General features: G+C 71.7%; 22 protein-coding genes and 1 pseudogene. 14 read left to right on the top strand and 9 right to left on the bottom strand.

Translation table 11 applies throughout. From position 1 onward, the window contains the following. Positions 1-4 precede the first annotated feature (4 nt). Together AB0C03_RS08170 and AB0C03_RS08165 are read right to left on the bottom strand one after the other, a co-directional pair. Positions 5-943 carry an NHL repeat-containing protein gene (locus AB0C03_RS08170; protein ID WP_357635438.1) on the bottom strand — a complete coding sequence of 313 codons (939 nt, stop codon included), beginning with the start codon at positions 941-943 and terminating at the stop codon, positions 5-7. Positions 944-1102: 159 nt separating this feature from the next. Continuing rightward, positions 1103-3436, bottom strand: a complete 2334-nt coding sequence (locus AB0C03_RS08165) for a beta-L-arabinofuranosidase domain-containing protein (RefSeq protein ID WP_030332948.1) — start codon at positions 3434-3436, stop codon at positions 1103-1105. 632 nt (positions 3437-4068) lie between these two features. On the opposite strand from AB0C03_RS08165, the gene AB0C03_RS08160 reads away from it, so the two are divergent. Together AB0C03_RS08160 and AB0C03_RS08155 are read left to right on the top strand one after the other, a co-directional pair. Further along, the gene (locus AB0C03_RS08160) at positions 4069-5901 is read left to right on the top strand and encodes a family 43 glycosylhydrolase (protein WP_435823362.1); all 1833 of its coding nucleotides are present in this window, start codon (positions 4069-4071) and stop codon (positions 5899-5901) included. A gap of 340 nt (positions 5902-6241) precedes the next feature. Next, positions 6242-7612 (top strand): glycoside hydrolase family 10 protein, encoded by a 1371-nt coding sequence (locus AB0C03_RS08155; protein WP_357635434.1) that lies wholly within the window; start codon positions 6242-6244, stop codon positions 7610-7612. 92 nt (positions 7613-7704) lie between these two features. Here AB0C03_RS08155 and AB0C03_RS08150 read toward each other — a convergent pair whose 3' ends face one another. The 3 genes from AB0C03_RS08150 to AB0C03_RS08140 all read right to left on the bottom strand — a co-directional run bounded on the left by AB0C03_RS08150 (position 7705) and on the right by AB0C03_RS08140 (position 11840). After that, entirely contained in the window at positions 7705-10572 is a 2868-nt protein-coding gene (locus AB0C03_RS08150) for a glycosyl hydrolase (protein WP_357635431.1), read from the bottom strand. A gap of 157 nt (positions 10573-10729) precedes the next feature. Continuing rightward, positions 10730-11104: an MmcQ/YjbR family DNA-binding protein gene (locus AB0C03_RS08145; protein ID WP_210862356.1), complete on the bottom strand. Its 375-nt coding sequence runs from the start codon at positions 11102-11104 to the stop codon at positions 10730-10732. Between the two features lie 40 nt (positions 11105-11144). Continuing rightward, the gene (locus AB0C03_RS08140; protein WP_357635426.1) at positions 11145-11840 is read right to left on the bottom strand and encodes a DUF1223 domain-containing protein; all 696 of its coding nucleotides are present in this window, start codon (positions 11838-11840) and stop codon (positions 11145-11147) included. A gap of 166 nt (positions 11841-12006) precedes the next feature. Here AB0C03_RS08140 and AB0C03_RS08135 point away from each other — a divergent pair, with 166 nt between their 5' ends. Genes AB0C03_RS08135 through AB0C03_RS08125 form a run of 3 tightly spaced genes read left to right on the top strand, consistent with a single transcriptional unit; the run spans position 12007 to position 13232 of the window. Next, positions 12007-12309, top strand: coding sequence for a GNAT family N-acetyltransferase (locus AB0C03_RS08135; protein ID WP_210865944.1), 303 nt, complete (start codon positions 12007-12009; stop codon positions 12307-12309). Positions 12310-12341: 32 nt separating this feature from the next. Continuing rightward, on the top strand, positions 12342-12479 hold the full coding sequence (locus tag AB0C03_RS08130) for an SDR family oxidoreductase (protein ID WP_210862352.1): 138 nt from the start codon (positions 12342-12344) through the stop codon (positions 12477-12479). 36 nt (positions 12480-12515) lie between these two features. After that, complete coding sequence (locus AB0C03_RS08125; protein ID WP_210865945.1) at positions 12516-13232, top strand: isocitrate lyase/PEP mutase family protein; 717 nt, start codon at positions 12516-12518, stop codon at positions 13230-13232. Positions 13233-13578: 346 nt separating this feature from the next. Here the strand turns inward: AB0C03_RS08125 and AB0C03_RS32295 are convergent, their stop codons facing one another. From AB0C03_RS32295 to AB0C03_RS08105, 4 genes and pseudogenes are all read right to left on the bottom strand, one after another. Next, positions 13579-14772: a helix-hairpin-helix domain-containing protein gene (locus tag AB0C03_RS32295; RefSeq protein WP_400445914.1), complete on the bottom strand. Its 1194-nt coding sequence runs from the start codon at positions 14770-14772 to the stop codon at positions 13579-13581. Between the two features lie 294 nt (positions 14773-15066). Beyond that, positions 15067-16416: an FAD-dependent oxidoreductase gene (locus AB0C03_RS08115; protein WP_210865947.1), complete on the bottom strand. Its 1350-nt coding sequence runs from the start codon at positions 16414-16416 to the stop codon at positions 15067-15069. 145 nt (positions 16417-16561) lie between these two features. Then, positions 16562-16888, bottom strand: a pseudogene (locus AB0C03_RS08110) (TcmI family type II polyketide cyclase); the annotation flags it as partial. Positions 16889-16981: 93 nt separating this feature from the next. Continuing rightward, entirely contained in the window at positions 16982-17779 is a 798-nt protein-coding gene (locus AB0C03_RS08105; RefSeq protein WP_030332963.1) for an AfsR/SARP family transcriptional regulator, read from the bottom strand. A gap of 422 nt (positions 17780-18201) precedes the next feature. On the opposite strand from AB0C03_RS08105, the gene AB0C03_RS08100 reads away from it, so the two are divergent. From AB0C03_RS08100 to AB0C03_RS08060, 9 genes are read left to right on the top strand one after another with little or no spacing between them, the layout of a single operon-like run. Beyond that, positions 18202-18540: a TcmI family type II polyketide cyclase gene (locus tag AB0C03_RS08100; protein ID WP_210861690.1), complete on the top strand. Its 339-nt coding sequence runs from the start codon at positions 18202-18204 to the stop codon at positions 18538-18540. Beyond that, a complete protein-coding gene (locus tag AB0C03_RS08095) occupies positions 18537-20291 on the top strand; it encodes an acetyl-CoA carboxylase carboxyltransferase subunit alpha (protein ID WP_357635421.1) in 1755 nt (584 codons plus the stop codon). Before AB0C03_RS08100 ends, AB0C03_RS08095 begins: the two co-directional genes overlap by 4 nt. Continuing rightward, a complete protein-coding gene (gene accB / locus AB0C03_RS08090) occupies positions 20288-20821 on the top strand; it encodes an acetyl-CoA carboxylase biotin carboxyl carrier protein (RefSeq protein ID WP_210865950.1) in 534 nt (177 codons plus the stop codon). Before AB0C03_RS08095 ends, accB begins: the two co-directional genes overlap by 4 nt. 19 nt (positions 20822-20840) lie before the next feature. After that, positions 20841-22271 (top strand): acetyl-CoA carboxylase biotin carboxylase subunit, encoded by a 1431-nt coding sequence (locus tag AB0C03_RS08085; protein WP_357635418.1) that lies wholly within the window; start codon positions 20841-20843, stop codon positions 22269-22271. Beyond that, positions 22268-23020 (top strand): SRPBCC family protein, encoded by a 753-nt coding sequence (locus AB0C03_RS08080; RefSeq protein ID WP_210862849.1) that lies wholly within the window; start codon positions 22268-22270, stop codon positions 23018-23020. Before AB0C03_RS08085 ends, AB0C03_RS08080 begins: the two co-directional genes overlap by 4 nt. Beyond that, positions 23013-23417: a cupin domain-containing protein gene (locus tag AB0C03_RS08075; RefSeq protein ID WP_030332975.1), complete on the top strand. Its 405-nt coding sequence runs from the start codon at positions 23013-23015 to the stop codon at positions 23415-23417. The genes AB0C03_RS08080 and AB0C03_RS08075 overlap by 8 nt, the downstream gene beginning before the upstream one ends. Beyond that, positions 23414-24688 carry a beta-ketoacyl-[acyl-carrier-protein] synthase family protein gene (locus tag AB0C03_RS08070; protein WP_030332977.1) on the top strand — a complete coding sequence of 425 codons (1275 nt, stop codon included), beginning with the start codon at positions 23414-23416 and terminating at the stop codon, positions 24686-24688. The genes AB0C03_RS08075 and AB0C03_RS08070 overlap by 4 nt, the downstream gene beginning before the upstream one ends. Further along, positions 24685-25932, top strand: a complete 1248-nt coding sequence (locus tag AB0C03_RS08065; protein ID WP_030332978.1) for a beta-ketoacyl synthase N-terminal-like domain-containing protein — start codon at positions 24685-24687, stop codon at positions 25930-25932. Before AB0C03_RS08070 ends, AB0C03_RS08065 begins: the two co-directional genes overlap by 4 nt. Then, entirely contained in the window at positions 25929-26246 is a 318-nt protein-coding gene (locus AB0C03_RS08060; protein ID WP_030332980.1) for an antibiotic biosynthesis monooxygenase family protein, read from the top strand. Before AB0C03_RS08065 ends, AB0C03_RS08060 begins: the two co-directional genes overlap by 4 nt. The last annotated feature ends 82 nt before the right edge of the window (positions 26247-26328 follow it).

The following is a 26328-nucleotide window of genomic DNA, read 5'->3' as shown; positions in this document are numbered from 1 at the left end:
TCGCTCAGTGGGCGCGGACCGCGACGACCGTGTACGGCGTGGTGGCGGTCGGTGGTGTGGTGAACCGGGCGTTGGGCAGGTAGAGCCGGCCCAACGCCGCGGCGACGGTGGTGGGCACGTCGAAGTTCGGGTCGGTGATGGTGCCGGTGAGGGTTCCGGCGGTGCCGGCGTGGTTGAGCCGGACCACAGCGATCAGGTTGAGGCGGTTCTGCACGACGTAGAGGGTGCGGCCGAGCAGCAACAGTCCGTCACCGTTGGTGAAGGTGTGCCCCGGCACGTCCACGACGGTGCTCGCGCCGGTCTCCGGGTCGACCCGGTACAGCGTGCCGGCGGTGGACTGGACGACGATCAGCGCCCGGCCGTCCGGTGTGGTGGTGATGCCGTTGAGGTTGACGCCGGTGCCGACCTGCTCGTACGCGCCGGTCAGGGTGATCGTGGTGACGGCGTCGGCGGGCGGCAGCGACCCACCGCGACCGAACGGCAGCCGGTAGAGCACCGGCCGGTTCGAGTCGGTGAAGTACGCGGCGTCGCGGGTCAGGATCACGTCGTTGACGAACGTCGGGGCGGTGGCGAGCTGATAGCGGGCCAGCACCTCGCCGGTGCGGGTGTCGAGCACGCGGGCGTCGCCGGCCGTGCCGCCGGAGACGAACAGCCGGCCACGGGCGTCGACCTTGAGACCGAGCGACGGGGTGCCGGTGGCCGCGCCGATCGTCGTGCTCCGGCCGGTGACCAGGTCGACGCGCTGGATGGCGCCGGTCGCGCGGGAGCCGAAGTAGGCGTACCGGCCGGCGGTGGCGATGCCCTCGGGCTGGAACCCGTCGGGGAGGGCGAGGACGGCCGGTGGCCGCCCGGCGGGGTGCGCCTGCGCCGGCGCGACGGCGACGGTGGCCAGCATGGCGGCGGTCAACGCGCCGACGAGTGTGGTGCGCAGGGGGCGGTTCACTGTGCTCCTTCCGGGCGGAAGCGGCACGAGCCGACACGTCCGCCACGTTCACTGGGGCCAGGACCCTCCCCACTGTACGGCCGCTGCCGGGCGCCCGCCCGGCGTCACCGGCGCGGCCTTCGGGTGACCGCGCCGGTGAGCCCGGGGGTGGGGCGGATGTCAGGCGTTGCGGACGAGCCTCCACCGGTTGTCCGCGCTGCCGTTGTCGGAATCCTGCACGGCCTGCGCTCCCCAGGCGGTCGACCCGTTCAGGATTCCCAGCAGCTTGTTGCTGTTGACGTTGCGGATCTTGTAGGAGCCGTCGCCGTTGTCCACGAGGATCCAGCGGTGGTCGGCGGTGCCGTTGTCGGCCCACTGCAGGACCCGGGCGTTGTCCGCTGTGGACATGTTCTCCACGCCCAGGACCTTGCCGCTGTGGACGTTGCGGAACCGCACCGCGTTGCCGTCGGTCACCATCACCCAGTTGTGGTCGGCGGTGCCGCTGTCGCCCCACTGCACGGCCAGCCCGCCGTCGGCGGTGGACATGTTCTGCACGCCGAGGACCAGGCCGGTGCCGACGTTCACCAGGCGGTAGCTGCCGCCGGTGCTGCCGCCGCCGTTGGTGTTCCAGTAGACCGTGTAGTTGTAGCCGTGGGCGTCGTAGAACGGGGCGAGGTTGACGGTGGACCCGTTGGCGCTGGCGGTGAACGCGAGCGAGCTGGTGCTGGTACGCGCGATCGAGGAGACGGTCAGTGCGGGCAGGGCGCTGAGCGCGGTGTTGCCGTAGTTGCCGGCCAGCACCGTCGGGCCGTACGTGACGGCGGCGACCGAGGCGTTGTCGTTGGCGGCCCGCATGGCGACCTGCATCGGCAGTCGCACGGTGAGGGTGTCGCCGGCGGCCCAGGTGCGGGTGACGGTGGCGTAGCTGCCGGGGGTGGTGGCGACGTTCTGCACAGTGCCGTTGACGGTGATCGTCGCGCCGCTGGTCCAGGACGGGATCCGCACCCGGATGCTCCACGAGCCGCTCATCGTCCCCGACAGGGTCAGGGTGCTGGTGTCGCTGACCGGGTAGCTGGTGCTCTGGGTGACGGTGATGCCGCGCTGCGTCCAGTTGAGCACCGACGGGGTGAACAGGTTCACGCTCAGGGTGGTGCCGTTGTAGAAGTAGATGGAGTCCATCAGCCTGGTGTTGATCTCCAGGCCGGTGCCCTGGCAGCACCAGAACGAGTTGTAGTCGGTGCTCCAGGTGCCGCCGCCCCAGGCCGGGCCCACCCCGCGACGCCCGCCCGGGCGCAGCGGGGTGAAGTAGGTGATGTGGCCGTGGCTGTCGGCCGGGTTCTGCCCGCCGATCAGGTGGTTGATCAGGGCGCGCTCGTAGAAGTCGAAGTAGTCGGTCCGGTTCGGGTCGAGCAGCCACAACTCCCTGGTCAGCTTGAGCATGTTGAACGTGTTGCACTGCTCGCAGGTGTCGTTGCTGAGGTAGCCGGCGATCGCGTTCGGCGCCCGGAAGTGCTCCGCCTGGCTGTTGCCGCCGATGGCGTAGGTGTGCGCGCCGACGGTGATGTTCCAGGCGTTGCTGGCGATGTCCCGGTACCGGGTGGTCCCGGTGGCCTTGTACTCGCGGGCCGCGCCGATCCACTTGGGCACCTGCGTGTTGGCGTGCAACCCGTTGAGCTGGTCCTGGTTGGCCGCGAGGGGGTTGAACACGGCGGCGTGGTCGAACCGCTGGGCGGTGGTGAGCCAGCGGGAGTCGCCGGTCTGCTGGTAGATGTCGGTGAGCACGTCGTTCATGCCACCGAACTCGGTGCCCAGCATCGACTGCATCTGGCTGGAGCTCAGTCGGCTCGTGCGGCTGTCGACCCAGCCGGCGAGGGCCAGCAGCACGGTTCGGGCCTGGGTGTTTCCGGTGTAGCGCCAGACGTCGAGCAGCCCGGCGAGGGTCTTGTGGATGCAGTAGTACGGCACGTTGCCGTTGGACAGCGTCCGGGCCTCGAGCGCGGTGAAGTCGGACTCCGGGAAGCCGGAGAGGTAACCCGCGCCGAACCCGGCGGCGGAGTTGTTGGCCTGGCACTTGGCCAGCTCGGCCACCATGTAGTTGGCCTTGTCCCGGCAGGTGGTGTCGCCCAGCACCGCGTACGCGTACGCCCAGGCGCTCAGGAAGTGCCCCTGCATGTGGGTCCGGAACGGGAAGTTCGGCGCGTCCCAGCCGCCGTTGGTGGCGGCGCCGTTGGTGGAGAGCCGGTGGTTGGCCCGGAAGTTGTAGAGCATCCGGTCGACGTCGACGAACCGGAGGTAGTTGAGCGTGCGGTTCTGGTTGTCCATCCACCGGCCTGCGGTGAGTCGGACCTGACCGGGGTCGAACGGGTACGCCGAGACGCCGATGTCGGAGCGGGCCGGGGGCACGATGGCGGCAGACGCGCTCCCGGGCGCGACGGCGGCGCCGGTCGCGGAGAGCACCACTGTGGCTCCGGCGGCCTGAAGCAGGTGGCGGCGGCTGAGGGGCGGGGGTGGCATGGGGAACCTCCAGGTGGCCGGTATGTCGGGGCCGCCATCGATGGCGGCGGGGTCGTCGGCGGTGAACTGCCGACGACGGGTGCGGTGCGGGTGGTGGGGACGCGGTCGCTGTGGACGCCGGGTGCCCACCCCTGACGCTTATCGCGGCACATCGATGTGATCGCTAACATAGTTCGTCGTTAACATGCCCGCAACCCCCGGATCGACCCGCCGGCCCGTCCGTGCGGCGACCTGGCCCGGAGGTGTCGGGCTGGAGGACCGCAAAGGTCCGAAACGGACACCGGCTGGGCGTCGGGCCAGCAAAATGTGACCCTGTGTGACGGATGACGATGGATGAGAGCGGATGCCCGGCCGTTGACGCCCGCCGTGTCGCTCAGTACGGTGCATCGTAAATCTTGGATGTCAACGTCGATACATCAATGCTGCGATGTGGTTACGACGGTCATCCCGCGTCTCGCAAAATTCCAGGTCAGACGGGGAGGGAGGCGTCCGACAACAGCTGTTAACGCTAACACGGCCGCCGGTCGTGCTGCTTGGCGTGCGGACAGCAGAGTCCGTTCGGGCGGCAGCCAGGACAGCGGTGGCGCGTCGAGGCGGACATCGCGCACGGCACACTCTCTGTGGGAGTAATCGTGAAGGTGCAAGATCGAACCACCACCCGGGGCAGGCGCGCCATCGCCTGGCTGGCGAGCATGGCCTGCGTCCTCGCCCTGACCCCGGGCACGGCCACTGCCGACAATCCCATCGTCCAGCACATCTACACCGCTGACCCGGCGCCGATGGTGCACGACGGTCGGGTGTACCTCTACACCGGCCACGACGAGGACGGCTCGACGTACTTCACCATGCGGGAGTGGCGGGTGTTCTCGTCGGCGGACATGGTGAACTGGACCGATCACGGCTCGCCGATGAGTTTGGCGACGTTCGCGTGGGCGGATGCCAACGCGTGGGCCGGGCAGGTCATCGCGCGTAACGGGAAGTTCTACTGGTACGTGCCGGTGCGCCAGCGCTCGAACGGGCAGATGGTCATCGGGGTGGCGGTGGCGGACAGCCCGACCGGGCCGTTCCGTGACGCGCTCGGCCGACCCCTGGTCGGCAACAACGAGATCGACCCGCACGCGTTCATCGACGACGACGGGCAGGCGTACCTGTACTGGGGAAACCCGGGATTGTGGTACGTGAGGTTGAACCCGGACATGATCTCGTTCTCCGGCAGCGCCACCCGGATTCCGTTGACGACGGCGGGGTTCGGTACCCGTACCGGCAACGCGAGTCGGCCGACGTTGTACGAGGAGGGGCCGTGGGTGTTCAAGCGCAACGGCCTGTACTACAACGTGTTCGCCGCGGAGTGCTGCTCGGAGTTCCTCGCGTACTCGACGGCGACCGGGCCGACCGGGCCGTGGACGTACCGGGGAACGATCATGCCGAGGCAGGGGGCGAGTTTCACCAACCACGCCGGGGTTATCGATTTCCAGGGCGGGTCGTACTTCTTCTATCACAACGGGGCCCTGCCCGGCGGTGGCGGTTACACCCGGTCGGTCGCGGTGGAGAAGTTCACCTACAACAGCAACGGCACGTTCCCGACGATCAACATGACCACCACCGGCGCGCCGCAGATCGGGACGTTGAACCCGTACGTGCGCCAGGAGGCCGAGACGATCGCCTGGGGTGCGGGGATCGAGACGGAGGCGTCCAGCGAGGGCGGGATGAACGTCGGCTGGATCGAGAACGGCGACTACATCAAGGTCAAAGGCGTCGCGTTCGGCGCCGGCGCGACAGCGTTCAGCGCCCGGGTCGCCTCGGCCACCAGCGGCGGCCGGATCGAGGTACGCCTCGACAGCGCCACCGGCCCGACCGTGGGCACCTGCACCGTCGGCGGCACCGGCGGCTGGCAAACCTGGACCACCACCACCTGCGCGGTCAGCGGCGCCACCGGCACCCACGACCTCTACCTCCGCTTCGCCGGCGGCAGCGGCAACCTCTTCAACATCAACTGGTGGCAGTTCAGCGGCACCGCGGGTAGCGCCAACCTGCTCACCAACGGCGACGTGGAGAACGGCACCACGGGCTGGGGTGTGCACGGCAGCGGAACGCTCGCCCGGAACACCACCGTCGCGCACGGCGGCGGCGGGTCGTTGTCGATCACCGGCCGCACCGGCGCGTGGAACGGTCCCGGTCAGGACGTGACCGCCCGGCTCACCAACGGCAAGAGCTACACCACCAACGTCTGGGTACGCGCACAGAGCGGCACCCCGTCGGCGAAGGCGACCCTGTCGCTGACCGCCGGCGGCACGACGAGCTACCTCCAGTTGACCCCGGCGGTGGGGGTGACCGTCAACGGCTGGACGCTGCTCACGGGCACCACGACCGTGTCGTGGAGCGGCACGCTGTCCAATGCCACCTTCTACGTGGAGACGGCGCAGGGCACCGACAGCTTCCTCGTCGACGACGCCTCGTTCCAGTGACCGGCGCTGCCGGAGCCGTGTTCCTGCGGCTCCGGCAGCACGCCGACGCGCCCCGCCGGCCCGACCGCGGTGACCCGGCCTCGGCCCGGCCCGTTACGACTTGACGAACGGCATGTTATCGCTCACAGTCGATGGTTGAGGGCTGCCGCACCTGTGGTTCACCGGGCGAACCTGCTGTGGCCCCTCGGAACGCGACGTCCGCCCAGGGCATGCCGGACGTCGGTTCAGGATTCCCCGCACTGCTTCCGCGACGGCGACCGTTGCTGTCGTCTCCGATGTCGCATGAGCAGATTCGGGCGCTGCGCTTCCATCACCGCACCACCACAGAGAAGGAATCCGGATGAATCACAAAAGAGCCCTGCGAGCGGCGGTGACCATCGCAGTCACCGGCGTGCTCGCCGCCGGGATGACGGTGGCACTGACCTCCACGGCCAGCGCCGGCACGACCCTGGGGGCCTCGGCGGCGGAGAAGGGTCGCTACTTCGGGGCCGCTGTCGCGACGGGCAAGCTGTCCACCAGCGTCTACACGACGATCCTGAACCGTGAGTTCAACAGTGTCGTGGCCGAGAACGAGATGAAGTGGGATGCCACCGAGCCGCAGCAGGGTCGGTTCAGCTACACCGGTGGTGATCGCCTGGTCAGTCACGCCCAGGCCAACGGCATGAGCGTTCGGGGTCACGCGTTGCTGTGGCACCAGCAGGAGCCGGGCTGGGCGCAGGGTATGTCGGGCAGCGCGTTGCGCAGCGCGATGATCAACCACGTGACCCAGGTGGCGACGCACTTCCGCGGCAAGATCTACGCCTGGGACGTGGTGAACGAGGCGTTCGCTGACGGTGGTTCGGGTGGGCGGCGTGACTCGAACCTGCAGCGTACGGGCAATGACTGGATCGAGGCGGCGTTCCGGGCGGCGCGGGCGGCGGATCCGGGTGCGAAGTTGTGTTACAACGACTACAACACCGACGGGATCAACGCGAAGTCGACGGGGATCTACAACATGGTGCGGGACTTCAAGTCCCGTGGTGTGCCGATCGACTGTGTGGGGTTCCAGTCGCACCTGGGCACCTCGCTGGCCGGTGACTACCAGGCCAACCTGCAGCGTTTCGCCGACCTCGGTGTGGACGTGCAGATCACCGAGCTGGACGTGATGACCGGCGGCAACCAGGCGAACATCTTCGGTGCGGTCACCCGCGCCTGCATGAACGTCTCCCGCTGCACCGGCATCACGGTGTGGGGTGTGCGCGACTGTGACTCGTGGCGTGGCTCGGACAACGCCCTGCTGTTCGACTGCAACGGCAACAAGAAGGCCGCGTACACCAACGTCCTGAACGCCCTCAACGCCGGGACCGGCATCCCGACGACCCCGCCGCCCACGACCCCGCCGCCCACCGACCCGCCGCCCACCACCCCGCCGCCGGGGACCGGGGGATGCTCGGCATCGGTGTCGCTGAACACGTGGACCGGTGGATTCGTGGCCACCGTGAAGGTCACCGCCGGCTCCGCCGGGACGAGCGGCTGGAACGTCAGCCTCACGCTTCCCAGTGGTGCGAGTGTCACCAACACCTGGAGCGCGACGGCCAGTGGCTCCGCCGGCACGGTGCGGTTCGCCAACGTGGACTACAACGGTCGGCTCGGCGCGGGCCAGGTCACCGAGTTCGGTTTCCAGGGCAACGGCAGTGGGGCCGGCATGACGCCCACCTGCACCGCGTCCTGAGACTGACTGACTGACCGCACGCGTCGGCCGGTGTGCGGGACCGATCCTGGTCCTGCGCACCGGCCAACGTCGTGTCCGGACGAACAGATCGATCAGGAGTACGGAAGCCGCAGCACCGACTGGTTGCCGATGCCCACGGTGCTCGGGTTGTTGCCGATCGCCGACCACACCTCCACCCGGACCGTGCCGTTGCTCAGCGTGCCCAACGTGCCGGTGGCCGAGGAGAGGCCCGCGTTCTGGGTGTAGTGCTCGTAGCCGGGGACCGGGTCGGTGGCGAAGTAGCGTGACGTCTCCACCCGCTCCCAGCTGCCGTTGCCGGTGAGGTCGTAGGAGATCCGCACCTGCACGCCGTTGCCGACCGCCGTCCCGGCGTCCACGAACAGGTCGAACGCCGTCTGCCCGCCGGTGTAGGCCAGGTTGAGACCGGTCGCCGTGAAGACCTGGGCGTTGGTGGGCGTACCGTCGTGGTTTCCGTTCGCCGCCGCGACCGTCGTGGTGGCCGCGCTACCGGCGCCACCCAACCCACCCCCGGGCAGCAGGTAGCGGGTCGGCCCGCCGGTGGACGGCGGCGGGGTCGTCGTCGGCGGGGGATCGGTGGGCGTCGTCGGGGGGACGCCGCCGGCCGCGTTGCCACCACTCCAGGTGTACGCCCCGGTGGTTGCCGTCTTGCCGGCTCCCACGGTGAGGGCGGTGCCGTTGGAGAACGTCACAGTGATCGGTGTCGCCGTCGGGTTCGACGCCACGTAGGTGCGGGCCCCGTTGCGGGAGAAGACCGCCGACAGCGGGTGGTTGCCGGTCACGGTCGTGTCGACATTGCCCAGGGCCGCGAGGTTGCGGATCCAGTGGAAGGTGTGTGCCCGGCTCTCGCCCTCCTCCGGGGTGTAGCCGGGGTTCGCGCGCAGGTTCGCCAGCGCCGCGTCGGGGTCGCCGAGGGCCTGGAACTGCCAGAGGATGTCCTGCCACACCGTCGGTTGTCCGCCGTTGTTGCGGACGAGTTCGGCGTAGTTGGTCCGCACGTAGGCCGGGTTGTTGCCCAGGTAGAGGTGGCCGCCGGTGACCGGGAGCAGGTTGATGCCCTGGATCATTTCCGGCTCGGCGCTGAACCAGGTGGCGTACGCGCCGCCGTCGCCCCAGACCATGCCGACCGTCGAGTGACCGAACGCGCTGGGGAAGTTCTGGTCGCTGACGTCGAACCAGTACTCCTGGATGGCCGCGGCCTGCGTGGTGTAGAGGAAGACGCCGGCGTCCCGGACGGCGGTGTTGCCGGTCGTCTGCCCCCACTGGATCAGGGCGCTGGCGAAGTTCATCCCCTCCGACGAGGACTCCTGGTTGTTGCCGGAGCCGAAGGAGCCGTGCCCGGACGCCCAGTCGTGACCGGCGTAGATGTCGAAGTCCCGCAGGTACGGGAACTGGGTGTCGCCGCGGCGGTAGTTGTTGGCGTCCCGGATCAGCAGGTCGACCATGCCGCCGTAGCGGCTGGTGGCCGCCCAGGCCGGGTCGAACTTCGCCAGGGTCGCGGCGGCGGCGATGTAGTAGCCGTAGTGGAAGTGATGGTCGTTGAGCTCCTGGTCGGAGCCGTACGACGCCGGGTACCCGATCAGGGTGCCCCAGTTGTTGTCGTAGTAGAAGACCCGGCTGGTCTTGCCGCTGGACGCGGTGAACCAGTCGGTGAGCGTGCTGCGGATCGCGTTCAGCGCGCTGTCGCGCGTCGTGATGTCGTTGACCTGGTCGGCGATCTCGGCGATCCGGGCGGCCCGGCCGAGCCCCTTGCCGGTCCAGTAGGTGTCGTTGCCGCGTTGGTCCATCGGGTTGGCGCGGGTGGCGGCCAGGTGCCCGGTGAGCGTCGACAGGTCACCGCCGCTGCCGTCACCGACGGCCGGCAACTCCGGCAGGATGCCCTGGAACTTCATGGCGGTGCGGAACTGGTTGACGCCGGTGAGCACCTTCATCCGGCCGCGCGCCGACGGGTAGGTCGGCGTGATCGCGGTGGAGCCGCTCAGCGACTTCCACTGGTGCGGGTAGAGGCTGACCACGGTCTGCGTGGCGGTGCCCTCCCGGGCGGTCGTGGTGAACGCGTACGTGGTGGTCAGGCCGCTGGTCGCCGGGTTGTACGCGTACGACACCTGGGTGCCGGTCACGTGGGCGTGCGCGTACTGGCCGTAGGTGGCGGCCAGGCTGGCGCGCTCGGTGGTGCTCGACGTCGGCGGCAGGAGGGCGACCGAGAAGTAACCGCGACCGGCCAGCGTGGATGAGATCCGGCCGGACGCCACTGTCCAGCTGGCGCCGCTGGGGGCGAACCCGACGTAGTCGTGGCCGTTGACCCGGAAGCCGATGGTGGCGCCGCTGTTGGACCAGACGTCGGGGGTGCCGGCCGTGCTGATCTGCGCGTTTCCGCCGGTGGTCTGGAAGTAGGCGAAGGGCAGGCCGTGGCCGATGGTCGCGCGCATGGTGCGCGTGCCGTCGCTCCAGTGCGGGCTGACCGTCCAGTCCGTCCAGCCGTCGACCTTGACCAGTGGCGCGGCGAGCCCGGCCACACCGACCCTGATGTCCTGCACGTACGGGTAGTGGAACTCGCCGACGCCGGTGGCGGTGCCGCTGATCGCGGGCGTGGAGTTGGCGGAGAAGCCGAGCCCGTCGCCGAAGGTGTCGTACGAGATCGGGTGGGCGTGCAGCGGCTCGCTGAAGGAACAGTCGGTGCGCTTCCACAGCAGCGAGGACCACCAGTCGTTGGTGGGTATCGGCCCGGCTGGCGCGTTCGCGGTGGCGAACTGGCGGGGGTTGCTGGTCATCGCGCCGCAGCCACTGGGGAGCGCGCCGACCGGGGTGGTGGTGTAGCTGCCGGCGCCGACGGGCGCGGCTTCGGCCGCGTCGGTGACCGGGATGGCGAGGCCGCCGACGGCCAGGGCCAGCGCGGTGGCGGCGGCCAGGGCCCACCGGCGGTGGGGGACGGGAGGTTTCATCGTGCCTCCATCGCGCGCGCCGGTTGCGGCCCTCGCCGAGTCCAGCGCGTTGCGTCTGAATTGGGGGAAAGGTGAGGTGAGAGAGCGCTCTCTCAGTCACGGTAGTGGAGCACTGAGATCCACGTCAATGTGTCGAACGCGTTGCGTGCTGATGTCGCTATTTGCCGGCGCCCGCGGTGTCGCCCAGTAACGAGTCCGGCACGCGCATCCGCCACGCGTCCGTCACCAACTCGGTCAACCGGTCGACGTCGACCGCCGCCAGACGCAGCAACACCAGGGGCAGACCGTCGTAGCCGGGCGTGGTGAAGAAGACCTCGGGCTCCCCGAGCAGGAGCGCCTGTTTCTCGGCCTCGTCACCCACGAACAGCACCGCGATGTCGAGCCGGATCACCCGTGGCTTCCCCGGTCTGCGCTCCGGATAGGACCAGACGAAGCCCTTGTCGGCCACCCGGAAGTCGAAACCGTCGCTGGCGATCTCCACAGTGTGCGGCAGGGCCAGCGCCACCCGGCGTACGTCGTCAGCGTCAGCCACCGGACCCCCTCGCACCGCCCACCATCCGCACGTGCCGAGATTACTCGGTGGGCAGCGCGACGGCCGTCGCCCCGACGATGGCCCGTTCGCCGCTCTCCTGGACATAGCCGACCACGCTGGCGTCGCGCGGATCGAGATCGGGCGGTGTCGCCAGCTCCACCTGCCCCCGCTCGGCGTCCAGGACCACCGACCTGAAGGCGCGGACGACGTTGTCCTGCCGCAGCGTCCGCCCGGCGTTCTCGCCCCGGGCGATGTCGCTGTCCAGGCCCCGCTGCACCACCGCCACGTTCACCACCGCGCCCGCCGGCGGCCGTTCGGTGCGGTAGTCCACCAGCACCCGGTCTCCGCCGAAGCCGGCGACGGAGAGCGTCAGCGCGGTGGTGGCCCTCGAGGACATGGCGGACATGATCGTGCTGGCCGCCCGGCGACGGTCCGAACCGACGAACTCGACGCTGCCGTTGACGACCATCTGCGGGGTGTAGAGACCCCTGGTGCCGAACGCCCGGGCGTAGGCCTCCTGGCGCGCGGTGTACGCCGGGTCCGCGAACTGGTCGGGCCACCCCAGGTTGTCCCAGTAGTCGACGTGGAACCCGAGGGCGAAGACGTTCTGTCCGTGCGCCCGGGCGTCGCGTTCGATCTCGCTCAGCAACTCCTCGGCCGGAGGGCAACTGTTGCAGCCCTGGGACGTGAACATCTCGACGACGGCGAAGCCGCCGTCCGTCGACGCGTTCGTCATGGTGGCGTGTCTCCTCCCACGGTGCTCCCGGCGGGCGTCGTGTCCCCGTTTCGGGGTGCTCCCGGCGGCGTCGTGTTCCCGTTTCGGGCGCGACGATGCGTGTGACGTCGCCCTTCGCTGCCGGCCTCGCGGCGAGGGCCGTCGGCTCGGGTGGTTGGATGGCACTGTGCAGTTCACCGTGACAGACGCGCCGACGCGGGAGCGTTTCGAGGCGCGCGACGAGGCGGGCGCGGTCGCCGGGTTCGTCACCTACCAGCTGACCGGCTCGATCATCGCCTACACCCACACCGAGGTCGATCCGGCGTACGAGGGCAGGGGCGTCGGGTCGACGCTGGCGCGGGCGGTGCTGGACGACGCGCGGAGCAAGGGCCGGACCGTTGTGCCGATCTGTCCGTTCCTCGCCGACTGGCTGGTCAAGCACCCGGGGTACGAGGACATCGTGGTCCGCACCACCCGCAAGATCAAATAGAACGCGCGCAGCGCGTGCCGCCGGACCCGGAGATGCTCACGGGCCTGGTGTCCAGCCTCGCGATCCAACGGGTCAGCGGTCCCGCCGAGGCCATCGCGTTCCTGGCCAGCCCCGCGGCCTCGTACATCACCGGCGCCGTGCTTGACTCCAACGGCGGATACACCGCCTGAGCCCGCCCCTTCGCAGCCCCGCCGGGAGACCGAACGATGACCACCGCCACCTTCCGTGCCCTGCACCACGACCGTGCCGCCGGTGACCCGCTCGTCCTGCCAGGCCCCTGGGACGCGGCCAGTGCCCGGGTACTCGCCGACGCCGGTTACCCGGCGCTCGCGACCCCGAGCGCGGGTGTCGCCGCGTCGCTCGGCTACGAGGACGGCGCGACCCCGCCGGACGAGATGTTCGCGGCGGTCGCGCGCATCGTCCGCGCCGTCTCCGTCCCCGTGTCCGCCGACGTCGAGGGTGGTTACGGCCTGGCCCCTCGTGAGTTGGTCGGGCGACTGGTGGAGGCCGGTGCCGTCGGCTGCAACCTGGAGGACTCGGACGGGCACGGCACCCTGAAGGATCCGCGGCGGCACGCGGACTGGCTGGCCGAGGTGCGGGCGGAGGCGGGGGAGGAGCTCTTCATCAACGCGCGCGTCGACACGTTCCTGGTCGGGACGGGTGACCCCGTCGAGGCGATGGAACGCGCCCGCCTCTACGTGGCGGCCGGAGCCGACTGCGTCTACCCGATCCTGGCCCCGCCGCAGCTGCTCCCGCAGCTGCGGGAGGGCATCTCCGGCCCGATCAACATGGTCGCCGGCCCGGACCGGGAGTCGGTGGCCGAGCTGGGCCGGCAGGGCGCGACCCGCATCACCTTCGGCCCGGCGATGCAGCGGTACGCGATGGCGTCGATCGGCGACCTCGCCGCCGAGCTGCGGGCCTGAGGCTCGACGCCACCCGCGCTCCGCCGGTCCGGCCCAGCCCGCCACCGCTCCGGCGCGGCTGCGCGACTCCTCACGCGCGGCCGTTCACGCGGCCGCTGCCGTTCGCAAGATCACGCAACATCCTGGATGTAGTCGCATCCGCCCGCGCCCGACACCCCTACATCCAGGATCGAGCACGATCTTGGGGTGGGCGACGTCGGTTGCCGGGGTCGGGCGGTTGGCGCGGTTCCCACGATGCCGAGTCGATCACCGGTGCGGCCGGCGTCGGAGGGTGGTTCGGCAGCTACGGCCGAGCCCCCGGCGCGCCGTCCTGGTGGACGGCTGCCGGGGGCTCGAATGCAGACGATCAGGCCTGGTTGCCGTTCGGCAGCACGGCGGCCATCTCGTCGACGGCTCCGGCGAGCACCCGGGCCTGCTGCGGCCAGGTGGCCAGACCAGGTGCGGCGCGCAGGCCGGCGGCCCGGATCAGGTCGCGCAGCGCCGGCTCGTCCAACTCGCCGAGCTGGCCGTACGTGCGCACGCCAGCGTCCTGCAACGCCGCCGCCATCTTCGGCCCGATCCCCTGGATCCGGCGGAAGTCGTCGGCCGGGCCCGTCGGGTCGGCGTCGACGCTGCTGACCGCCGTGTCGGAGGACGGCCGGACCGGCGGGGCCGCCGCGGTGGTCGGCCGGACCGGAGGCGTCGCCACCGCCGACCGCTCGGGTTCCTCACTGGCATCCGCCGGCCCGGCCACGGAGCCCGCGCTCACCGACTCGGCGTGCGTCGGCTCGGCGTGCAGGGAGTCGGCGTGCGTCGGCTCAGCAACCGAAGGGTCGGCCGGCACCGCTGCGGACGTCGGGTCGACCGCCGTGGCCTTGGTCGCCTCGTCGTCGGCCGGGGTGGCCGCAACCGGCGTGTCGTCGGCCGGGGTGGCCGCAACCGGTGCGTCGTCGGCCGGCGTCACATCGTTCGGCGTCGAGTCGATCGGCGCGTCGTCGGCTGGCGCGGCTGCCGGCGCACCATCGGTCCGGGTCGCGTCGAGCGGCGAGTCGGCGGACGGGAGGTCGTCCGCGGGCTGGCGCGGAGCGACCACTGCCGCCGGGGCCGGCTGCTCGTCGGCGCTGACCGGCTCGGCGGCCGCTTGCACGGCCGGCTCCGGTCGCGGCTCAGCGGCGTCGGGCTGCTCGGCGGCAGGTACGGACGGCGGGTCCTCGGTCAGCGCCATGTCCGCCGGGTCGACGCCGCTCGGGGCGTCCGCCGGCACGGGCACCGGGGTGGGACCGTCCGGTTCGGTCGTCGCTGCCGGCGCGCTGACCGTGTCGACCGGTACCGGCTCGTCGGCGACGGCGGTGGGTGCCGGGTCGACGGCGGCCGCCGGCACCGCCTCGTCGGTGGTGGCAGCCGGCGTGGGCGTGGAGATCACGGCCAGGCCGGCGACGGGGTCACCATCCACAATCGAATTGCCCGGTACGCCCCGCCGGCCGCGCAGCAGCCAACCGGCGGCCAGGCCCAGCAACAGTGCCAGTACCACTATCAGCGAGTGTCCGAAAGACCACGCCACGGCGAACCTCCCTCTCAGCTCGTTGGAAAAGTCACGAGAAAAACTCGCCGCAGCTTCGCACACGCGTATTGCCGACGACAGACAGGATCGGTCGTCAGCGTCGCGGGTGGGCCAGCCACCTCAGCCGGTGCCTGCCGGGTGACACAGAGTCGCCCGATCGCACCGGAACCGCAGCCGATGAGACCGGGGCGGGCGTGCGGCGGGCCACCCATCGGTCGGTCGGGTGGTGCGCGCCGGACACGACGAGACCCGGGCCCGGCGGGGAGGCCGAGCCCGGGTCGGGCAGAACCGGGTTCAGTCCCGGTCGCCCTCGTAGGTGTGGAAGTCGTCGACGAACCGGCGCCGCAGCCGTGGCACCCGGCTGGTCACTCCGAAGTAGCCGCGCGCGCCGAGCAGCGCGAGCCGGCCCACCACCGGCCGGTACATCCGGTCGTCGCCGTTGGTGCCGCTGCGGTTCAACGATTCGGCGACCCGCGCGAAGCCGTACGGCGCCATCACCGCCTCGTAGTCGGCGACCGCCTGGACCAGGGTCTTGTCGCCGGCGGTGGCGCGGCTGAGCTGCTCGCAGAGCAGCCGGGCGTCGCGCAGCGCGGTGTTCGCGCCCACACCGCGACCAGGGGTCATGGTGTGGATGGCGTCACCGAGCATGGTGACGGTGCTGCTCTTCCAGGGCGGCACCGGCTCGGACGTGGACACTTTGATGGGCAGGGCGCTGGCCGGGTCCGCGTGGGTGAGCAGTTCCCGCAGGTGCGGGTGCCAGTTCGCGGTGAGGTCCAGGGCGACCTGCACCAACTCCTGGCCGCGGCGTTGCATGACGTCGGCCGGGAACCGGTTGGCCGCGCTCCAGATGATCAGATTGATGTTGTCGGTGGTGGTGTCGTGGGCCAGGCCGGGCCAGGTGCGCAGCAGGGCGGCGTCGGCCTCGCTGACGCCGGGCTTGATCGCCCGTTCGGCGTCCCACTTGAACTCCATGACGTGCAGCACGCCCATCATCCCGCCGACTCCGAAGATCAGCGAGATGCCCTGCTGGACCCGCTCCGGAATGAGACTGCGGGTGTGCGGGGTCAGCGGAACCCGGGTGGCGATGTTGATCGTCCCGGCGTCGCGGGTGACGGCGTGCGGCAGGTACTGGCGGCGTACGGCGGAATGGGTGCCGTCGGCCGCCACCAGCAGGTCGCCGGTGGCGGTGCTGCCGTCGGCGAAGTGTGCGGTGACAGTGCCGTCGTCGCGCTGCTCGTACCGGGTGAAGGTCTTGTCGAAGTGCACCACGTCCTCCAGGCCGGTCAGCAGCACCTGGCGCAGCACCATCCGGGCCACCGAGTGTTCGGTGCGCACCGGGTCGTCGCTCGGCCGCAGCGCGAACGACGCGGTCTGGCGCAGCCCCTGGGTGACCACGTTGAAGTAGTGCGGCGGACGGGCGCAGGTGGCCAGGAAGGTGGCGAACAGCTCCGGGGGCAGACACTCCCGCAGCGCCCGGCTACCGGTGGGGCCGATGCCGACCCGGTAGCCGAGCAGCCCCTCGGCGCGGTCGCGGTGTCGTTCGTAGACGGCGACAGTGATCCCGGCGCGGCGCAGGCCGTGCGCCAGGCACAACCCGCCCGTGCCCGCGCCGATGATCAGGACATGCGGCGGCGCGGCGGACATGTCAGCCGGCCGGGTGCGCGGCGGGTGCCTCGGTGCTGGCTGGGCGCGCCGTCGGTGCGTCGGTGTTGGCTGGGCGCGCCGTTGGCGCGTCGGTGTTGGCTGGGCGCGCCGTTGGCGCGTCGGTGTTGGCTGGGCGCGCCGTTGGCGCGTCGGTGGCGTCCCAGCGGTAGAAGCAGCCCGCGATCGCGTCCCGGGGCGAGCGCCAGGTCGGCAGGTACGGCGACGTGTGCGCGGAGAGTCGTTCGTTGACCTGCTGGAAGAGCGGGTGGTTGCGGGCCGCCGCGAGCGCGTCCGGGTCGACGTCGTCCGAGGTCTCCAGCAGGTGTACGCACAGGTCGTGCAGGCAGTACAGGGATCGGTGCGTGACACCGGTCAGGCTGGGGAGTTCGGTGGCGTCGGATTCGGCGAAGATCTGCGCGACCCGCCCCTCCGCTCCCGGGATGATCCGACTGACGATCAGTAGACGACTCATGGGACCCCTTCCGCCGGTGGCCTGCCCGACCCTCCCGGGTCGGTGCCACGTGCTCTGTGCGCCCACCGTGCCGCAGCGCCTGTCACGTCACCGTCACGTCCGCCGACCGGCTGGTGACGGACGGTCGGTGACGGCGGCGCGGCTGGCCTGGCGGATCGGGGCGAGGGTGTCGTCGAGCAGGGCGCTCATGGCCGGGCTCGGTTCCAGCCGCAGTTCCCGGCGCAGCAGGTCCCGGTAGACGTAGAAGGCGTGCACGGCTTCGAACGCGTTGCCCTCGGCCAGGTGGATGCGCACCACCAGCCGGTGGGGCGTCTCCCGTAGCGGCTCGGCGGCCATCGCCTCCAGCGCGGCTTCGAGGGCCTCACCATGGCGTCCCGCGGCCAGGTGGTGCCCGGCCACCTGTTCCAGCATGTGCAGGCGGAGTTGGCGCAGGCGCTCCCGGTCCAGCAGCACCCAGTCGTCGTACCAGCCGGGGAGCAGGTCGTGCCGCCCGGCGGCGAGCGCCCCGGCCGCGGTGCGGGGGTCGTCGCCGTCGCGGACCCGGGCCGCGGTGCCGACCAGGTCGTCCACGTCGAGCCGGACCGCCGGGCCGAGGCGGACGGTGTCGCCGGCCACTGTCATCGGGCAGCACGGGTCCTGTCGGAGCCGCCACAGGGCGGTGCGCAGCGAGGACAGCGCCCGTTCCTCCGACGCGTCCGGCCAGAGCAGGCCGGCGAGCTGACTGCGGGTGGCACCGGGGCGGAGCCCGATCAGCGCTATCACCCGTTGCAGCCCGCGCGGCACCACGACCGGCACCGCCTCGCGGAGGAGTCGGAAGCCTCCGAGCAGGTGCAGGGACACGCCCTCCTCGGGCGGGTCTCCGGCGGTCGGCACGGACGGATCAGCGGCCACGGCGGCACCCCCTGCGGAACGCTCGTCCCGACTGTCTGCTGTGTCCCGGATCGGTTGCCCGCGACGCCACTGTCGACCCGCCGATCACGGCGCGGCCGGGCGCGGCCCCGCCCGCCGAGTCGCCGGGCTGACCAAGCTGAAGATTATCAATGATGGTCACGGTGGGTCAACGTCGCAATGGTCGTTCTATTCGCGACAGTCAACCCGAGATCGGTTCTGAACTGCACAAACATTGGCGGGCTACGCGTGGCGGACACATAGCTGATGCACAGGTTGCGTCAACGCAGCGTCACCGTCATGCGTCGATGGCCGGCCCGGCGCGGTGACGCCGCCGTGACGAGGATCGGCGCATCGTGTCGGCAGTCGTCCAGCGCGTCCGGGGCCACCCGTCGCCGGCCGGACGCTGTGGGGGGAGGCCCAGCATGGACCGATCGCTGATCATCGCGAAGGTCGATCCGACCGCCGAGGAGCGGGTCGCCGAGATCTTCGCCGAGTCGGACAGTACGGAACTGCCGCACCTGGTCGGCGTCCGGCACCGCTCGCTGTACCGACTGCACGACCTCTATGTGCACCTGCTCGAGACCGCGCAGCCGACGGAGGGTGCGGTGGAGGCCGCCCGTGGCCACCCCGAGTTCATCAGGGTCAGTGACCGGTTGCGTCCGTACGTGTCGCCGTACCTGCCGACGTGGCGCTCACCGCGCGACGCGATGGCCCGGTGCTTCTACCGGTTCGACGCCCCGGACACCGGGCGGCGGTCGTGACGGCCACCGCGCCGCGCGACGAGCAGCTCTGGTCCCGATGCGCCGGCTGCGCCAGCCTGCTCTACCGCAAACGGCTGCGGCGCAACCTCGACGTCTGCCCCGAGTGCGGGGAGCACGCCCGACTCGGCGCGCCGGAACGCCTGCGCCAACTGGTCGACCCGGGTTCGCTGCGCCCACTGCCCGACCAGCTGCCGGAGGCCGACCCCATCGACTTCGTCGACGTGCTGCCGTACCGGCACCGGCTCACCGGCGCCCGGGCCAGCACCGGCCTGGCCGAGGGGGTCGTCTGTGCCACGGCCACCATCGGTGGGCACCCGGTGGTCCTGGCGGTGATGGATTTCCGCTTCCTCGGCGGCAGCCTCGGGTGCGCGGTGGGCGAGCTGATCACCCGGGCGGCCGAACGGGCGCTGGACGACCGCATCCCACTCGTCCTGGTCACCGCCTCCGGTGGGGCGCGGATGCAGGAGGGTGCGCTGTCGTTGATGCAGATGGCCTCCGTCAGCCAGGCCATCGCCGCGCTGCGCGAGGCGGGGCTGCTCACCGTGAGCGTCCTCACCGACCCGACCTACGGCGGGGTGGCCGCCTCGTTCGCCACCAACACCGATCTGGTGCTCGCCGAGAGCGGCGCGCGGATGGGCTTCGCCGGCCCCCGGGTGATCCGCCAGACCACCGGGCGGGCCCTGCCGGAGGGCTTCCAGACGGCCGACTTCCTGCTGCGACACGGGCAGGTCGACATGGTGGTGCAGCGCCGGTCGCTGCGCGGACGGCTGGTGGCGCTGCTCGCCGCGACCCGCGCCGGGCGTCCGGCGCGCACGCCCGTACCCCGGCAGGAGCTGGCGTCGCGCCACGAGCGCCTCGCCGACGACGGCGCGGCCCACCCGCGGCCGGCGGGCCCGCCCGTCGCCACCCCGACCCCCGCCGACCCCCCGGCGGTACGCGACGCGTGGGACACCGTCCGGATGGCCCGGCACCCCGGACGACCCACCACACTCGATTACCTGGACTCCGTCTTCGACGGGTTCGTGGAGCTGCACGGCGATCGGCTCGGCGCGGACTGCCCGGCCATCGTGGGTGGGGTGGCGCGGCTGGCCGGTCGGCACGTGATGGTCATCGGCCACCAGAAGGGGCACACCACCGCCGAGCTGGTCGCCCGCAACTTCGGCATGGCCAGCCCGGCCGGGCACCGCAAGGCGCTGCGGCTGATGCGCCTCGCGGCCCGGCTCGGTCTGCCGGTGGTCACCCTGGTGGACACCCCCGGGGCCGACCCCGGGGTGAGCGCCGAGGAGCAGGGCCAGGCCGCCGCCATCGCCGAGAACATCCTCACCCTCACCGTGCTGCCCACCCCCGTGCTCGCGGTGATCACCGGGGAGGGCGGCAGTGGCGGCGCGCTGGCACTGGCGGTGGCCGACCGGGTCCTGATGCTGGAGAACGCCGTCTACTCGGTGATCAGCCCCGAGGGGTGTGCGGCGATCCTCTGGCCGGACCGGTCCGCGGCGCCGCAGGCCGCCCGCGCGTTGCGACTGACCGCACCCGACCTGTGCCGGCTCGGGGTGGTCGACGAGGTCGTGTCGGAGCCGCCGACCGCCGCTCACGACGACCCGGCGGAGACCGCCCACCGGTTGCGCGCCGCCCTGCTGGCCAACCTCCTGCCGTTGCTGGACGTGCCCCCCGCCATGCTGGTCCGCCTGCGCCGGCAACGCTTCCGGCGGTTCGGCGCGTACCGCACCGGTGCCCGGGCGGTTCGGCGATGAGCGCCAGGGAGCCGGCGGTGTCGACTGTCGAGGCGTCCGACGACGTCGGGGCGGACGGCGAGGAGGCGCTGGCCGGGCTGCGCCGGCAGGCGCAGCACCTGATCGCCGAGCTGGCCGGGCCGGTGCGCCGGATCCGGCTGCGCAGCGGGCCGGCGGTGCTGGAGGTCGAGTGGCATCCCGAAGACGTGCCCCGTGCGCAGGTGCCCGCGGTACCGGCCCAGGCGGCGGCACCGACGCCCGTGCCGGGGCCCGGCGCCCCGCCCGCGGTGATCCGGCCGCCGGTGCCGGGACGCGCCGCGGTGCGGGCCCCGATCGTCGGCACCTTCTACCGGTCGCCGGAGCCCGGCGCGCGGCCGTTCGTCGCGGTCGGCGATCTGGTCCGGCCCGGTCAGCCGGTCGCCATCGTCGAGGCGATGAAGTTGATGAACGAGGTGACCGCCGACCGGGCCGGCCGGGTGGCAGCGATCCTCGTCGAGGACGGCCAGCCGGTCGAGTACGACCAGCCGCTCGTCGAACTGGACCCGGCATGACGACGCGGGGTGGTTGACCATGTTCGAGACCGTGCTGATCGCCAACCGGGGCGAGATCGCGCTGCGGGTGCTGCGCGCCTGCAAGGAACTCGGCGTGCGAACGGCGGTGGTCTACTCCGCGGCCGACGTCGACTCGCCGGCGGTCCGCCTCGCCGACCAGGCCGTCCGCATCGGACCCGCGTCGAGTCGGCGCAGCTACCTCAACGCCGCCGCCATCGTGGAGGCGGCCCGGCAGGTGGGCGCGCAGGCGGTGCACCCCGGCTACGGGTTCCTCTCCGAGGACGCCGACTTCGCCGAGATCTGCGCCGACAACGGGCTGACGTTCATCGGACCGCCGCCGGCGGTGATGACCGCGCTGGCCGACAAGTCCTCGGCCCGGGCCCTGATGAGCCGCGCCGGCCTGCCGCTGTCGCCGGGCAGCGTCGCGCCGGTGCCGACCGCCGCCGCGGCGGCCGAGGTGGCCGAGGCCGTCGGCTACCCGGTGATCGTGAAGGCCGCCGCCGGTGGCGGGGGCCGTGGGATGACAGTGGTGCGCACCCCGGGTGAGCTGCGCCGGGCGTACGCCCGCACGAGGGCCGCCGCGCAGGCCGCCTTCGGCGACGACCGGGTGTACGTCGAGCGGTACCTCACCGAGGCGCGCCACGTCGAGGTGCAGGTGCTCTGCGACGCCCACGGCAATGGCGTGCACCTGGGCACCCGGGACTGCTCGGTGCAACGGCGTCACCAGAAACTGGTCGAGGAGGCGCCCGCCCCGGCGCTGCCCGCCGCCGTCCTCGACACCATCGCCGAGACCGCACTGCGGGGTGCGCTCCAGGTCGGCTTCGTCGGCGCCGGCACCCTGGAGTTCCTGGTCGACACCGAGGAGAAGTTCCACTTCCTGGAGATCAACTGCCGGATCCAGGTGGAACATCCGGTCACCGAGATGGTCACCGGAATCGACCTGGTGCACGAGCAACTGCACATCGCCGCCGGGGTGCCGCTGCGCTGGCGTCAGGAGGAGATCCGCCTGCACGGCGTCGCGGTGGAGTGCCGGGTCAACACCGAGGACCCCGGACGCGACTTCGCCCCCACCCCCGGGCGGTTGGAGCGGTTCACGCCACCCGGCGGCCCGTTCACCAGGGTGGACACCCACGCCAGCGCCGGCTACCTGGTCGGCCCCTGGTACGACTCCCTGCTCGCCAAGGTGATCGTCTGGGCGCCCGACCGGGAGTTGGCCCTCAACCGGCTGGAACGTGCCCTGGACGAGTTCGATGTCGCCGGCCCGGGCGTGCACACCACCATCCCGTTCGTCCGGCGGGTGCTCGACGACGCCGCATTCCGCAAGGGCCGCTACACCACCGGCCTGGTCGACCGTCTGCTCGCCAAGCCGACAGACCAGGCGACGGCCACCCCCGCACCGCGCACCGCGCCCGCCGCAGATCCCGACGCAACACACAGGAGGACCCGATGACCGTCACCCATGGTCGCCCGATGACCGCCGAGATCACCGACATCCTGGTGGCGCACTGCGGGCTGGACGCCGACGCCGCGGCCCGGGCGCCCGCGGCGTCTCTGGAGGAGTTGGGCATGGACTCACTCGCCCTGCTGGAGTTGTCCGCCGTGGTCGCCGACCGCTGGCAGGTGAGCATCCCCGAGCAGGCCGGGCAGTTGAGCATCCCGGCGGTCGCCGACCTGGTCGCCCGCCGCACCGACCCGCCCGGGCACACCGAGAACAGCGTGGTCATCGACGCGCCCCTCGGGCTGGTCTGGGAGGTCACCAACGACGTGGCGAACTGGACCGAGCTGTTCACCGAGTACGCCGTGGTGGACATCCTGCACCGTGAGGGTCACACGGTGCGGTTCCGGCTCACCATGTACCCCGACGAGAACGGGACGACCTGGAGCTGGGTCAGTGAACGCACCGCCGACCCGGTGAGCAGGCAGGTCCGGGCGCACCGGGTTGAGACCGGGCCGTTCGAGTACATGCGCATCCACTGGCGCTACACCGAGGAGGCCGGTGGCACCCGGATGACCTGGACGCAGGACTTCGCGATGAAGCCCACCGCGCCGGTCGACAACGCCGCGATGACCGAACGGATCAACACCAACAGCGTGATCCAACTCGCGGTGATCAAGGACCGGGTGGAGCGGATCGCCCGGCAGCGCGCCGACCAGGGCGTTTCGGTGGGCGACGGGTCGACGGAGGCCGACGATGAGTGACCTGAGCACCCGCCCGATCGCCGCCCGGGACGTCCCCGCCGACCGTCGGCGCGGCGGTGAGCTGCGGGTGCTGCTCGGCCCCCGCACCGTCGGCAGCACCTCGGGCTTCCTCGGGGTGGCCACCCTCGCGCCGGGGGAGCGGATCGCCGAGCACTACCACCCGTACAGCGAGGAGTTCCTCTACCTGGTGCGCGGCGCGATCACGGTGGACCTGGACGACCAACCGACGTTGCTGGCCGCCGGTGAAGGGCTGTTCGTTCCGGTCAATGTGCGGCACCGGCTGCGCAACACCGGCGTCGAACCGGCCGAGGTGGTCTTCCACCTGGGCCCGCTCGCCCCCCGCCCCGAGCTGGGCCACGTCGACACCGAACTGGTCGAACAGCGGGGCGGATCATGACTGGGCGCCGCACGGTGGTGACCGGGATCGGGGTGGTCGCCCCGGGCGGCGCCAGCCGGGACCGCTTCTGGAAGACCATCACCGAGGGGCGGACCGCCACCCGGCGGATCAGCTTCTTCGACCCGTCGGCGTTCCGGTCGCAGATCGCGGCGGAGTGCGACTTCGACCCGGTAGCGGCGGGGCTCAGCGAGACCGAGCGACGCCGGGCCGACCGGTACGTGCAGTTCGCGCTGGCCTGCTCCGCCGAGGCGGTGGCCGACGCCCAACTGGTGCTCACCGACGCGGAACGCGACCGGGCCGGGGTGGTGCTGGGCACCGCGGTGGGCGGCACGATGGCGTTGGAGCAGGAGTACGTCACAGTGAGCGAGCACGGCCGGCGCTGGCTGGTGGACGGGGCGCGCGGCGGCCCGTACCTCTATCAGGCGTTGGTGCCCAGCAGCCTTGCGGCGGACGTGGCCTGCCGGCACGGGTGGCACGGCCCGGCGCAGGTGGTGTCCACCGGTTGCACCTCCGGCATCGACGCCATCGGGTACGCCCATCAGATGATCGTGGACGGTGAGGCGGACGTGATGCTGGCCGGCGCGTCCGACTCGCCGATCTCGCCGGTCACCGTCGCCTCGTTCGACGCGATCAAGGCGACCAGTCCGGACAACGACGACCCGGCGCACGCCTCGCGCCCGTTCGACGCCGACCGGCACGGGTTCGTGCTGGCAGAGGGTGGGGCGGTGCTGGTGCTGGAGGAGGCCGGGCACGCCCGGCGGCGGGGGGCGCACATCTACTGCGAGGTGGCCGGCTACGCCAGCCGCAGCAACGGCTTCCACATGACCGGGCTGCGCCCGGACGGGTTGGAGATGGGCCTCGCCGTCACCGACGCGCTGCGGCAGGGTCGGATCCTGCCCGAGCAGGTCTCCTACATCAGCGCGCACGGCTCGGGCACCCGGCAGAACGACCGGCACGAGACGGCCGCGTTCAAGCGGGCGCTGGGCCAGGCCGCGTACCGGGTGCCGATCAGCTCGATCAAGTCGATGGTCGGGCACTCGCTCGGCGCGATCGGGTCGATCGAGATGGCCGCGTGCGCCCTCGCCATCGAGTTCGGTGTGGTGCCCCCGACGGCGAACTGGAGCACCCGGGACCCGGAGTGCGACCTGGACTACGTGCCCAACGAGGCCCGGGAGGTCCCGGTGGACGTGGCCCTTTCGGTGGGCAGCGGGTTCGGCGGTTTCCAGTCGGCGATGGTGTTCCGTCGGATGGTCGGCGCGGTGGCGGCGTGACGTCCCGGGCGGTGGTGACCGGCATCGGGGTGGTCGCGCCCAGCGGCATCGGCGCGGACGCGCACTGGCGTACGGTGCTCGCCGGCACCCGCCGGACCGGGCCGATCACCCTGTTCGACCCGTCCGGCTACCCGACCCGCTTCGGTGGGGAGGTGCCCGGGTTCACCGCCGACTCGTACGCCGACAGCCGGCAGCTGGTGCAGACCGACAGGTGGACCCACCTCGGGTTCGCCGCCACCCGGCTGGCGTTGGCCGACGCGGGCCTGCCCGAGCGGGCACCCGACCCGTACGGCTACGCGGTGACCCTGGCCAGCTCGTCCGGCGGCAACCTGTTCGGTCAGCGGGAGCTGCAGCGCCTGTGGGGCGGCACGTCACGCACGGTCGGGGCGTACCAGTCGATCGCCTGGTTCTACGCGGCCAGCGTCGGGCAGCTCTCCATCCACCACCAGTTCAAGGGCCCGAGCGGGGTGCTGGTCGCGGAGTCGGCCGGTGGGCTGGACAGCCTGGCGCACGCCGCCCGTGCGGTACGCCGGGGCACCCCGGTGGTGATCGCCGGGGCCACCGAGTGCCCGTTGAGCCCGTACGCGCTGGCCTGCCAGCTGCGTTCGGGGCTGCTCAGCGACGTCGCGGACCCGGAGCGGGCGTACCGGCCGTTCGACGCCACGGCCAGCGGCTATTTGCCGGCCGAGGGCGGAGCGGTGTTCGTGGTGGAGGAGCTGGGGCACGCCCTGGCCCGGGGTGCCCGGGTCTACGGCGAGGTGAGCGGGTGGGGGTCCACCCACGACGCCGCGCACACCACCGCCGACAGTGCCGGCAACCCGGCCCAGTACGCGCGCGCCATGCGCCTGGCCCTCGACCGGGCGGGTGTCGCCGCGGCCGGCATCGACGTGGTGCTGCCCGACGCGCTCGGGGTGCCCCGCTACGACCGCAGCGAGGCCGAGGCCCTGCGGGCCGTGTTCGCCGACCGGCCGCCGCCGGTGACCACCCATAAACCGCTGACCGGTCGGGCGTACCAGGGCGGTTCGGCGTTGGACGTGGCCACCGCGCTGCTCGCCTTCGCCCACGACACGCTGCCCGCGTCGGCCGGCCCGGACGAGGTGGCCGAGGGCTGCGAGCTGGACTTCCTCCGGGAGCACCGCCGGCCGCGCAGCCGGCTCGCGCTGGTGTGTGCGCGGGGCTTCGACGGATTCAACAGCGCGCTGGTCCTGCGCGGGGCCGCGCCGATGAGGGGAGAGCCGTCATGACCGAGCAGCGGGCCCGGGTGGTCTTCCTGGTACGGGTGCCGGTGCCGCGCACCGAGGCGTTCCTCGCCGCGTACGAGCAGGTGCGGCACCTGGTCGCCGGTGGCGTGCCGGGGCACCTCGTCGACCAGGTGTGCCGTTCGTCGACCGACCCGGAGCAGTGGTTGATCACCAGTGAGTGGGCGAGTCTCGCCGACTTCGAGAACTGGGAACGCAGCCCCGAACACCGGGACCTCGTCCGCCCGATGCGGGAGTGCTTCACCGACGCCCGTTCCCTGCGCTTCCACATCCACGCCCAAACCCCAGCCCTAACCTGACCGTCCGCGCCCCCACGGCTCGCCTCGCCGCGATCTTGCACTTGGTGTCGCGGCATAGGGGACATGCCACCCGTTTCGACAA

It is taken from the genome of Micromonospora parva, from assembly GCF_040649675.1.
Lineage (GTDB): Bacteria > Actinomycetota > Actinomycetes > Mycobacteriales > Micromonosporaceae > Micromonospora > Micromonospora parva.
This window is presented reverse-complemented; position numbering and strand designations above follow the sequence as displayed.

Excerpts from the sequence above, each read along its gene's own strand:
- AB0C03_RS08165 (WP_030332948.1), bottom strand. The coding sequence starts at position 3,436 with ATGCCACCCCCGCCCCTCAGCCGCCGCCACCTGCTTCAGGCCGCCGGA.
- AB0C03_RS08155 (WP_357635434.1), top strand. The coding sequence starts at position 6,242 with ATGAATCACAAAAGAGCCCTGCGAGCGGCGGTGACCATCGCAGTCACC.
- AB0C03_RS08150 (WP_357635431.1), bottom strand. The coding sequence starts at position 10,572 with ATGAAACCTCCCGTCCCCCACCGCCGGTGGGCCCTGGCCGCCGCCACC.
- AB0C03_RS08140 (WP_357635426.1), bottom strand. The coding sequence starts at position 11,840 with ATGACGAACGCGTCGACGGACGGCGGCTTCGCCGTCGTCGAGATGTTC.
- AB0C03_RS08130 (WP_210862352.1), top strand. The coding sequence starts at position 12,342 with ATGCTCACGGGCCTGGTGTCCAGCCTCGCGATCCAACGGGTCAGCGGT.
- AB0C03_RS08125 (WP_210865945.1), top strand. The coding sequence starts at position 12,516 with ATGACCACCGCCACCTTCCGTGCCCTGCACCACGACCGTGCCGCCGGT.
- AB0C03_RS08115 (WP_210865947.1), bottom strand. The coding sequence starts at position 16,416 with ATGTCCGCCGCGCCGCCGCATGTCCTGATCATCGGCGCGGGCACGGGC.
- AB0C03_RS08100 (WP_210861690.1), top strand. The coding sequence starts at position 18,202 with ATGGACCGATCGCTGATCATCGCGAAGGTCGATCCGACCGCCGAGGAG.
- accB (WP_210865950.1), top strand. The coding sequence starts at position 20,288 with ATGAGCGCCAGGGAGCCGGCGGTGTCGACTGTCGAGGCGTCCGACGAC.
- AB0C03_RS08085 (WP_357635418.1), top strand. The coding sequence starts at position 20,841 with ATGTTCGAGACCGTGCTGATCGCCAACCGGGGCGAGATCGCGCTGCGG.
- AB0C03_RS08080 (WP_210862849.1), top strand. The coding sequence starts at position 22,268 with ATGACCGTCACCCATGGTCGCCCGATGACCGCCGAGATCACCGACATC.
- AB0C03_RS08075 (WP_030332975.1), top strand. The coding sequence starts at position 23,013 with ATGAGTGACCTGAGCACCCGCCCGATCGCCGCCCGGGACGTCCCCGCC.
- AB0C03_RS08070 (WP_030332977.1), top strand. The coding sequence starts at position 23,414 with ATGACTGGGCGCCGCACGGTGGTGACCGGGATCGGGGTGGTCGCCCCG.
- AB0C03_RS08060 (WP_030332980.1), top strand. The coding sequence starts at position 25,929 with ATGACCGAGCAGCGGGCCCGGGTGGTCTTCCTGGTACGGGTGCCGGTG.